Consider the following 9,553-nt stretch of genomic DNA (forward strand, 5'->3'; position numbering starts at 1 on the left):
CGCCCTGCGGCATCATCCCCAGAGTCAATCCAGAGACCGCCAGGTGGAGCCAGTTGAAGCGTCCACGGTGGGGCCACTGCAAGTGACCACGCCCAAGGGTCGGCCGTTCGCCGAGCTTTTCCCCGACCGTCCTCGCCAGCTGCGCATCAAAGGACCGCTCGAACATCCGCAGGCGGCGCTCTGGGCTGATTCGGTGGACGAGGTATCCCTGCGAGTGCTTGAGCACGCACGCGGGGTCATCTGTGTTGAGAACCATGAGACGTTCGAGCATCTACTCCGGCACACGCAAGCAGGTTGGATCCTCCTCCAGGTTCCGGGCGGACCGCCGCCGGCCGAAGCCCGGCTTCTAAACCGTGTGGTCTCCCTAGCCCCTGGGCTTTCGGTGCTTGCGGCGTTCGACCCCGATCCTGCCGGCATCAAGATCGCCGTCAATCTGGCCGAACGAGCCGATGTTCGGCTAGATGCTCGTCTGATGACACCTGAGGCGCTCCTGGCGGCTGCCCCGCTCCGGCTCGCCGATTGGGATAGGCGATGGCTCGAACGCCTCGCTGGCCACGCTGGCGCCCTGGAGCCGCTGCGTGAAGCGATCGCTGCGCACGACCGAAAGGGCGAGCAGGAGTCCCTGCATACCTGGCTCGACGCGGTGCTCGACATTTTCTGACGAGCGCGCCGATCCAACTCCTCACGGGTCTGGCCGCGAGCGGGTCGTCGACGGGTCCGTGGGCTGAGGGTCGACGCGCCCCGCTCTATCCGACTGCCGGGGGCGCATCGGCGATCTCGCCGGCCGGTGATCATCGCGTGAGTGCGGCTGCTCACGTCGCCGAGACGATCACTTGCGTGCGATCGACATCGAACCTACGGCCACGCTCGGTCACATCCCAAGGAGGACGTTCGTCGCCGCAAGCGCCCGCCGGCCTGCCATCACAATGGCGGCGGCGCATGCAAGTCCGAACCGCAAACCAGGCGATCACGACGTCGAGTCATCTTGGGGCCCACCACGTTGACGCTCCTGCAGGTCGTCTCCGAGCGGCGACTCGGCCGGACTTCAGAGACCCCCGGTCGCAACGACTCACGCTCGTCACTAGAGATCCGGCCCAGCTCCTGAGAGGCTCCTCTCCGTGCCCGACCCGCGTGACCTCGAGCTCCGCCAGACGGCGTTCGAGCACGTCCGAGGGCTCTCCCGTCGTTACGACGACATCATTCCCGTGGACGCGCTGCGTAAGGGCTTCGAGTTCCGTGGCGAGCGGATCTCGCTCGGCTCCTTCTACAGCGGGATCTTCCGGCCGCGACAGATGCAGGGGCCAGCGGCCCTGTGCCTCGTGACGGCGCCCCCGAAGGCGAGTGGCCGCGGGCCGTACGAGGACGGTTTCGACGAAGAAACGAACGGCTTCATTTACCACTACCGCTCGGCGAAGACCGACACCGCGCAGGCGCGTCTGAGGGCCGAGGCCGACAACCGTACGCTCCGCGCCGCGCACGAGCTCGGCGTGCCGGTCCTCTACTTCCACGGGGTGGCGCCCGGGCAGTACACGCCCGTTTTCCCCATGTTCATCACGGCCGACGAACCCGACCGTCGTGTCGTCGCGCTCCAAGCCGCCATGCCAATGTCCGACGTCACCGAGGCAGGGCTCCAGTCGGGGGAGGACCTTCGGCGCTACGCGACCCGCGAGGCCCGGGTGCGCCTGCATCAACACCGTTTTCGGTTCGAGGTCATGCGCGCCTACAGCGGCAGCTGCGCGATCTGCGCGCTCCGCGAGGCGTCGCTGGTTCAGGCCGCGCACATCATCGAGGACCACGATCCACGCGGCGCGGCGACGGTGGTCAACGGCATCGCCCTTTGCGCCATCCATCATTTGGCCTATGACCGCAACGTCATGGGGATCGACCCGACCGGCGTCGTTCACATCGCGACGCGTCTGCTGCACGAGATCGACGGGCCGATGCTGCGCGTCGGGTTGCAGGGATTCCACGGAGAGCCGATGCGTCAGCCGCGCAGCCGGATTCAACGGCCTGACCCCGAGCGGCTCGAGGCGCGGTACGAGCAGTTCAAGGCCTCGGCGTAGCCGAATGCCCCCCGCCGTGCTCGAGACTCCGGTGCGCCGACGCAGCGGTCACCGGATCCCCGAGACTCGACGGGCTTCGAACGGTTGTCGACCATGTGCCACCGCACTTGAGGGACCGCGGCAACGGACCGACTTGCCCAAAGCACCACGCACCGGTGATCGAGCCGGGCGGCCACGGAACGCACGATGACCATGACTGACAACTCGACTCCCACTGTGCCGGTATGGACGCTGGCAACGCGCGACGCCCCGCTGCCCGTTCTTACGGATGCCGGTCCCATGACCGCTGAGCGCCTGACTGAGCTCCGTGGCGCGCTGGCGTACATGGCCGACCAACCAATCGCGACGCTGGAGGTGCACCCACTCCCGGGCACACTCGATCGTCGCCGGGGCATTCCGCTCGACGCCGCGAGCCCCCTGGCACAACACCTGTCGCAGCTTGTCGCCGAGACCGCGCGCTCGTCGACGGTAAACGTCGCTGGTACCGGTGAAGCCCTGTACCGGATGGTGATTCCCGCGAAGGTCGCCGGGCAGTTGGTGCGACCCATGGCATCGAAGGCGGTGCCCGGCGGGATCCACGGCGCGCTGATGGGCTCCCGCGGTATCGCAGCTCAAGCGTCGTTCGTCCCCGCGAATGCCGCGGCCGTTGGCGCGGCGGGCGGGGCCGGTGGGGCGGCGGGCGCGACGGTCGCCGGTGGTGCCGCGCTGACCGTCGCTGCGCCGCTCGTCCTCATGGCCGTGGCGGTCGGCGCAAGCGCCTACGCCGACCAGCAGCGTAGGAAGGCCATTGAACGCATCACGGGCATGTTGGGACAGCTCCACGACGATGCGCTTGACAACGAGCGGGCAGAGCTCGAGGGCTGCCGTGACGCGGTCGATAAGGCGACGGCGCTCCTCCTTGATCAGGGCAAACTCGGGGTCTCGCTCGGACTGGATTCCGCTGTCCACGCCATTGGCAAGTCGATTGCGGCCGCCGAACGTCGGCTGAAGCGTTGGCAGGATGCGCTCGACGGGTTTCCCCTCGACAAGCCCGTTGAACTCGACGCCGTCACCGACGCTTTCCCCGGCGCCGACGACGAGGGCGGGACGTTCAGGGCGCACCTGGAGCTTGCGGACCTTGCGGTTGCGTTGAAGCGACGGGTCATCATCCTGCAGGCGGTGGAGCACGCCCAAGGGGATCCGGGCAACCCGTTCGAGAGCTTCACTCGCACCCTGAAGGCGGATCAGCAGCGCGTTGTCGAGCTCGAAGCATCCGTGGATGACGTGCTCGTGCGCTTGTCGAGCCTCGAACTCACTCGGCCGAAGAGCAGGCGCCCGGCGTTCACGACCAACCAGGTCGAACAGCTCATGCGGTCATCGGACCGTGTGCGTCGCCTCGCAGACGGGGTCATTCCCGACTGCACCGCGACGGACGTGTCGATCGACATCGCCCGGGACAAGGACGGATCCATCGTCGTGCTACCGGCAGCGGCGGCGTAGACGGCGGGCGAACGCCGGACTGGAGGACCGCAGGGAACCGTAGGGCATCGCTGCGGGACGGCCCCGTCTTTGGTCCCGATACTTCGCGAAGCCTACCGCCCACGCCGGCTGTGGAGTACGCCGATGGCGTGGCGGACCCGATGCGTCCCGCCCAGCGAGTCCCGTCTCACACGGTCTCAGCCTCACCCCGCCCCTGCACCGCCCCCGCAACCCTCGCCACCAACGCCCGCCGGAACCGCGCCGTCGGCGTCGACTCGAAGTCGCGGGCGCCTACGACGTAGGTCACGCCGTCGTCGTCCGGGGCGCTCAGCTCGGTGTCGTCGCCCCAGGTGAAGCGGTCCGCGCGGAAGCCGAAGAACAGGGTGCCGCGGAGCAGGTCGAGGTCGTCGGGGAGGAGGCCGGTGCGGTGGTACTCGGACTCGACGGCGTTCGCCTGCTCGCCGGCGCGGGCCACCGTGCGGTCGTCGTCGGGGTCGTCCGGCTGGCCTTCGGGCGCGCGGCCGAGCACGGCGTAGCCGTCGAACGTGTGGGCGAAGCGCGCGATCTCGTCCCACCGGTCCCACGTTGCGGGGACGTCGGTGATGCGCAGGTCGTCGTTCTCGATCAGGCCCGGACCGCCCTCGGACGCCGGGGTCCGCGGCTCGTACGGCGGGCGCCACCCGTGGACGAACGCGACCTGCTCGGCGGTCTCTGGGGCGACCCGGCCGGCGCGGGCCCGCGCGGTGTGGCGGCGCGCGTGGGCGAGGCGACTCAGGGCCTCGTCGGCGGACCATCCACGCTGCACGGTCAGGCAGCCGAGGACCGTCCCGGTCCGGCCGACGCCGCCCCAGCAGTGGACGTAGACGCGCCGACCGACGGCGCTCGCGGCATCGATGACCTCGAGGATCGCTCGCATCCGCCACGGCTCCGGCACCGAGACGTCGCGGATCGCCATGCGGACGTGCCACGCGTCGACGCCGCGGGCCGCGGCGCGTTCGCGCAGCAGCGCGCCGTAGGGGTGCAGGCCGCGCGGACCCGGGCCCTCGCCCTCCTCGGTCAGGTCGACGAAGCACGTGACGCCCAGGTCGAGCAGCGCGTCGAGGGTCGCCGCGGCGGCGTCGCGGGTCGGCTTTCCCGGGTAGGGGCCGGCGAGGATCGCGTTCTCGGCGAACCAGAACGCGTCGTTCGGCAGCTGCGGGTCGGCGTCCGGGCCGCCGGGCGGCCGCGGCAGCTTCGCGTGCTCGGCGGCCAGCTCGTCCGACAGCTCGCGCAGGCCGTCGGCCAGGCCGGTGATCTCGTCGCCGAGCAGCACCCGCTCCCGCCAGTGCGCGGGGATCGCGTCGGCGCCGTAGAGCGCCCCGGCCAGCTGGCCCGCGATCGCGCCGGTGGTGTCGGCGTCATCGCCCAGGTTGACCGCGGCGAGCACCGCGTCTTCGAAGGACCGGGTCGACCAGACGGCCCACAGCGCGGCCTCGAGCGACGGCGGCGCGAAGCCGCGGCCGGCGATGCCGGGCGGCGGCTCCGGTCGACCGCGGCCGTCGGCGCTGCGGTCGTGCTCGTCGTCCGCCCCAGCGGTCCCGCCCGGGCCGCTCGCGCCCTCCGCACCGTCGCCGGCGCGGAACGACCCTGCCGCGACCCGGGCGACGGCGTCGTCCAGATACTTCGCGGTCATGAACCGCGCGTCCGGGCCGAGGACGCTCTCGCGGTCGCCGCCCTGCAGCGCGTCGACCAGCAGCGCGGCGAAGAGCTTCGCCGCGTCCCGGGCGCCGGGGTGGCCGTGGGTGGCGTTCGACTCGCGGATCGCAGCGTGGATGGCGGCCCCGCGTGAGTACGCGTGCGCCATCGCGACCGGCGCCAGGCGCATGAGGACGCCGTTGCCGCCGGCGTCCGGGAACTTCGTGCCCGCCGAGGCGTCGCCGGTCTGCTCGAAGAGCTCGAGGGCCTGGCGCGTCGCGTTGCCGATGTCGAAGCAGCGGCCGGTGCTCGACCGCTCGCCCTCGCGGTACCAGCGGACGTAGCGGCGCAGCGCGTCGGCGGTGTCGTGCTCGCGACGCGCGAGCAGGCTGTCGGCGAGGCAGAGGGCCATCGACGTGTCGTCGGTCCAGGCGCCCGCGGGCAGGTCGAACGGGCCCCCGCCGACGATGTCGCTGACGGGCGGGAACGTCCCGCGGGGCCGGAACTCGACGGTCGTGCCGAGCGCGTCGCCGACGGCGAGACCCAGGAGCGCGCCGCGGAAGCGGTCCTCGCGGGACGGCGGAGCGGGTCGGTGCGTGGTCATCGAGGAGAGGTCGGCCACGGTGTGGTGATCCTGACACCCCGCACCGGACGCGTCGAACGGACGACGGGTGCGGATGGAGCCTCGCCGCGGGCTCGCCCACACGCCGATCGCAACCGCCCGACCGATCCGGAGTGCTGTGGGCGATGGGAGAGCTGATCCGCCTGTTGCCCGACGACGCGGAGCCGAGCGCGGGGGAAGGCGGAGAGCTGGTTCCGTCGGCTTTGGGCGACGCCGTCGGCCTCGGCCGCCCCGGCGGACTCGCCGGCGGGCGGGATGAGGTCCCCGGCGTCAGATCGCGGTCGCTGCGGACGACCCCTTCAGCGCGGCCGTCGTCCGGCGGCCGGCTGCACCACATCTCCTCCCACCGAAGGTCGTCACCCATGCGAGCACCACTTCTCATCACCACCCTGGTCACGCTGTCCCTCGGCGCCGCGTCCGCCACGGGCTGCGGCACCGAGGACGAGGGCGCGTCCGCGACGACCGTCGGCGAGCGCGTCACCGTGCAGGCGGACGCGCCCGCGCCGGACGCCGTGGACGGGGACGCTTCGACCGGGTCCGGCAGCTCGTCGGACTCCGGCACCGCGGACGAGGAGTCGACCGCGACCGCCGACACCCCGAGGAAGGCGAAGGCGAGGTCCTCGTCCTCGGACTGCACCGAGGTCCCCGACGTCGTCGGCCTGAAGGACCTGCAGCTCTCGCAGGACACGCTGCGGGCGGCCGGCTTCTACGTCATGGATCAGGAGGACACCATGGGACAGGGGCGCTCGCAGCTGTGGGACCGCAACTGGGTCGTCACGCGCCAGGACCCGGCGGGCGGCGAGTGCGTGTCGCTGGACACGACGATCACGACGTACGCGAAGAAGCACGGGGAGTAGGGGGCGCCGGACCCGAAACGCGGGTGCGGCGCCCGCAACGGCCGGCGCGGGGACCGAACGGCGGGACGCGGGTCCCCGCGACGGACCTCAGCCGCGGTCCACCCGGATGCTGAACGACCTCCTGGCCGCGCGGTGATCCGGTACGGAGCCGGTGCGAATTTCGCCTGGAGTCTGCGCACCGGGGCCCGCGACGCTTGGCCGGCCCATGGACAGCGCCGAGGACGACTCCTACGATGACCCGTACCGTGACCGCCCCGCCCGTCGCCCGATTCACGCGCGAGCAGTTCCTGCGACTGCCGGAGTCCTCGCCCGGGTTCCGCTTCGAGCTCGTCGACGGTGAGCTGGTCACGATGAACGATCCGCTGCCGCTGCACCAGGTGGCGGTCGGCGCGCTCCATGCGGAGCTGCGCGCGTGGTGCCGTGTTGCCACCGGTCGCGGACGGGTGCTGCTGTCGATCGATACGGAGATCGGTCCCGACACGATCGTGGGGCCGGACCTGCAGTGGTTCGCGGCCGAGCGGGAGCTCCCCGATCTGGCAGCGCGGCCCTGGCCCGCCGGGGACCTCGTGATCGAGGTCGCGTCGCCGTCGACCGCGCGGTACGACGCCGGAACGAAGCTCGCACGCTATCTGGCGGCGGGTGCGCGGGAGGTCTGGCTGGTGTCCCCGGTCCCGCTCGGCGTGCGGATCGTCCGGCCGGACGGGGAACGACGCGTCGGCGTCGGAGGGACGCTCACGTCCGCGCTGCTTCCCGGCTTCGAGCTGCCGGTCGCGGCGCTGCTCGACTGAGCGCCCGGCTCGACGCCCGCGGCGCCCCGCCCCAGGCGTTCGAGCGTCGCGTCGAGCGTGGGGCTGCGGAACACCGCTCTCCCGACCCTGGATGTCGTGCTCCCGCACGAGACAGCCATCCTGCCGCGGAGTTCAGGCACACCGTCGGGGTCGTCTCGCGCGAGATGACCCCTGGTTCAGCGATTGCGATCTCGCGGACGATGCCCGTATGGCACGGGGCAGAGCGCAGCGGGGCGAGCTCACGAACTACGAGGCGCCGAACTGGGAGCCGCTTGAAGCGGCGGTCGGCCCGGAGCTGCTCGTGTGGTTCATGTGGATGGAGGAGGTGCGGCTGCGCGACGGCACGGCGGTCCACGGCTACAAGCACCGGGCGACCAGGCGCTACCTGCAGCTCGACGAGGTCCTGCGGGCCTACTGGTACGACGACGGGCTCTACCGACGGCTGCCGTTGTGGCGGGCGATCGACGGGGTCTTCGCGAGCTGGCGGACGCTCGGGGCGTCCCCGGGCCAGCTGCTGCTAGTGGACGAGGCGTCGGAGCGGGCCGCGGCTCGCGACGAGGAGGCCGGCGGCCGCACCGCGGCGTGAGCCGCAGCCGGCGTCGACGGGCTCCAAATGGACAAATGACGCGGCGGCATCGGCGCCGCGCTCGCGACCTACCTGCGTTCCGAAGGCCGGATCCCCACCGCGTCGCGCATCGACGTGCGCTCGGACCTGGGGCCCGTGCGGGCGTGCACGGGAGCGAACGCCGGCCTGGACTGGATCCTCAAGGACCTCGAGGGCTCAGTGCCGGAAGTCCCATGGGATCAGGCCGTAGCGACCTTCCGTCGCGCTGCCGACCGCGAGGCAGCGATCCGCGCCCACCGGCAGCGTGCCTTCGACGATCAGGAGCGCCGTGCCGTCCTCCTCCGCGAGCTGGTGGATGCGAACGAGGCGCTCGCAGCCGCCGGCCGGCAGGAACGGTCGGCACGGAACGCCCACGACGAGGCGCGGGAGGCCGTCATCGACGCCGAGCGCGAGCGCGAGCGGCGGGCGGACCGCCGCGTCGAGCGCCGCCGGTTCCGCCCCGGTGTGCTCGAGGTCGTGACGTCGCTCGGCGCCGCGCCCGCGGCGACCTGGAGCGGGGACGCACCCAGGTCGACGTCCGGAACGAGACTGACCGCCAGGACCTCGGCGAGCGGCTGCCGGATGCGGAGTGGGCGACCCCGGGCGCGCGAGATCGTCGCGAGAAGGCGGCTCCGTGGACCGACGCGGAGTGGAACCACGCGCGCAGCGAGCTGTTCCTCGCCGCGCTCGAGCTGCACCGGGCCTTCGTCGGTCACGAACCGAAGCAGATGCGGGGAAGCCTCTTCGGCGCGATGGACGTCCTGACCGGTGCAGCGCCGTACGACCTCGCGGAGTCCAAGGCGCTGGCCGCGTGGCAGGCGCTGTTCTTCGTCGTGCCGGTCGTGTCGACGACGTCGGCCCCCGCTGGGCCCCGAGCAGTCTCTCCGCCCAGCGGCTCGCCGATCGTTCGACGCCACTGGGCACGTGGTTGCCCGACGGCGAGGGCACCCGTCGTATATGGGTCGGGATGCCGCTCACCGTCCACCGCCGGTGCGACGAGCCCATGTTCGGCTTCGTCAACGCCCTCGCCTACGACGGCCTCATGGTCCACGCCACCGGCGCCGGTCCGGGGGACGCGTTTCGGTCGCGGTACTCGACGCTCCCGCCCTCGAAGTGGATCGATGTCGTCGCGGCGGAGGCGGAGGGCCATTGGATCCCCGGCGAGGGCGAACAGCTCGACCGCATCCTCGACACGCTCCGGGACGTCGGGGTCGACCCGCCAGCGCGATGCGTCCGCCTGCGCCCCTACCCTCACCCGGTGACGCCCACCGCCTTCGACTTCGACCTGGCGCTCGACGTGGTCGAGGAGGAGGTCGGGGCGCGGGCGTACGACCGAGGGCGGCGCTACGCGTCGGGTGGCCGCGTCCTGTCGCTGTCGTGGCGGGCCGACGACGAGGTGTTCGAGGCGAAGGTCGTCGGCAGCGGACGGATCTACGAGACGGAGCTCTACGTCTTCACCGGGCGCGACGGGCGGATGCACTACGACT

General features: G+C 71.7%; 9 protein-coding genes. 7 read left to right on the forward strand and 2 right to left on the reverse strand.

The features are described from left to right. The 3 genes from AB0L40_RS24090 to AB0L40_RS24100 form a co-directional block, all read left to right on the forward strand. A partial coding sequence (locus AB0L40_RS24090; RefSeq protein WP_364360711.1) for a DUF2399 domain-containing protein occupies positions 1-661 on the forward strand: 661 nt, incomplete at its 5' end. A gap of 457 nt (positions 662-1,118) precedes the next feature. Next, positions 1,119-2,063, forward strand: coding sequence for an HNH endonuclease (locus tag AB0L40_RS24095; protein WP_364360713.1), 945 nt, complete (start codon positions 1,119-1,121; stop codon positions 2,061-2,063). 192 nt (positions 2,064-2,255) lie between these two features. After that, positions 2,256-3,542, forward strand: coding sequence for a hypothetical protein (locus tag AB0L40_RS24100; RefSeq protein ID WP_364360715.1), 1,287 nt, complete (start codon positions 2,256-2,258; stop codon positions 3,540-3,542). 166 nt (positions 3,543-3,708) lie between these two features. Here the strand turns inward: AB0L40_RS24100 and AB0L40_RS24105 are convergent, their stop codons facing one another. Further along, positions 3,709-5,817: an ADP-ribosylglycohydrolase family protein gene (locus AB0L40_RS24105; protein ID WP_364360717.1), complete on the reverse strand. Its 2,109-nt coding sequence runs from the start codon at positions 5,815-5,817 to the stop codon at positions 3,709-3,711. A gap of 362 nt (positions 5,818-6,179) precedes the next feature. On the opposite strand from AB0L40_RS24105, the gene AB0L40_RS24110 reads away from it, so the two are divergent. The 3 genes from AB0L40_RS24110 to AB0L40_RS24120 all read left to right on the forward strand — a co-directional run bounded on the left by AB0L40_RS24110 (position 6,180) and on the right by AB0L40_RS24120 (position 8,048). Further along, on the forward strand, positions 6,180-6,674 hold the full coding sequence (locus AB0L40_RS24110) for a PASTA domain-containing protein (RefSeq protein WP_364360719.1): 495 nt from the start codon (positions 6,180-6,182) through the stop codon (positions 6,672-6,674). A gap of 245 nt (positions 6,675-6,919) precedes the next feature. Beyond that, positions 6,920-7,462 carry a Uma2 family endonuclease gene (locus AB0L40_RS24115; RefSeq protein WP_364360721.1) on the forward strand — a complete coding sequence of 181 codons (543 nt, stop codon included), beginning with the start codon at positions 6,920-6,922 and terminating at the stop codon, positions 7,460-7,462. Between the two features lie 208 nt (positions 7,463-7,670). Then, the gene (locus AB0L40_RS24120; protein WP_364360723.1) at positions 7,671-8,048 is read left to right on the forward strand and encodes a hypothetical protein; all 378 of its coding nucleotides are present in this window, start codon (positions 7,671-7,673) and stop codon (positions 8,046-8,048) included. A gap of 195 nt (positions 8,049-8,243) precedes the next feature. Here AB0L40_RS24120 and AB0L40_RS24125 read toward each other — a convergent pair whose 3' ends face one another. Beyond that, complete coding sequence (locus tag AB0L40_RS24125) at positions 8,244-8,441, reverse strand: hypothetical protein (protein ID WP_364360725.1); 198 nt, start codon at positions 8,439-8,441, stop codon at positions 8,244-8,246. 592 nt (positions 8,442-9,033) lie between these two features. Between AB0L40_RS24125 and AB0L40_RS24130 the strand changes: the two genes are divergently transcribed. Then, positions 9,034-9,553, forward strand: a 520-nt coding sequence (locus tag AB0L40_RS24130) for a hypothetical protein (protein ID WP_364360727.1), incomplete at its 3' end; no start/stop codon positions are given.

Source organism: Patulibacter sp. NPDC049589 (assembly GCF_040675535.1).
GTDB lineage: Bacteria > Actinomycetota > Thermoleophilia > Solirubrobacterales > Solirubrobacteraceae > Patulibacter.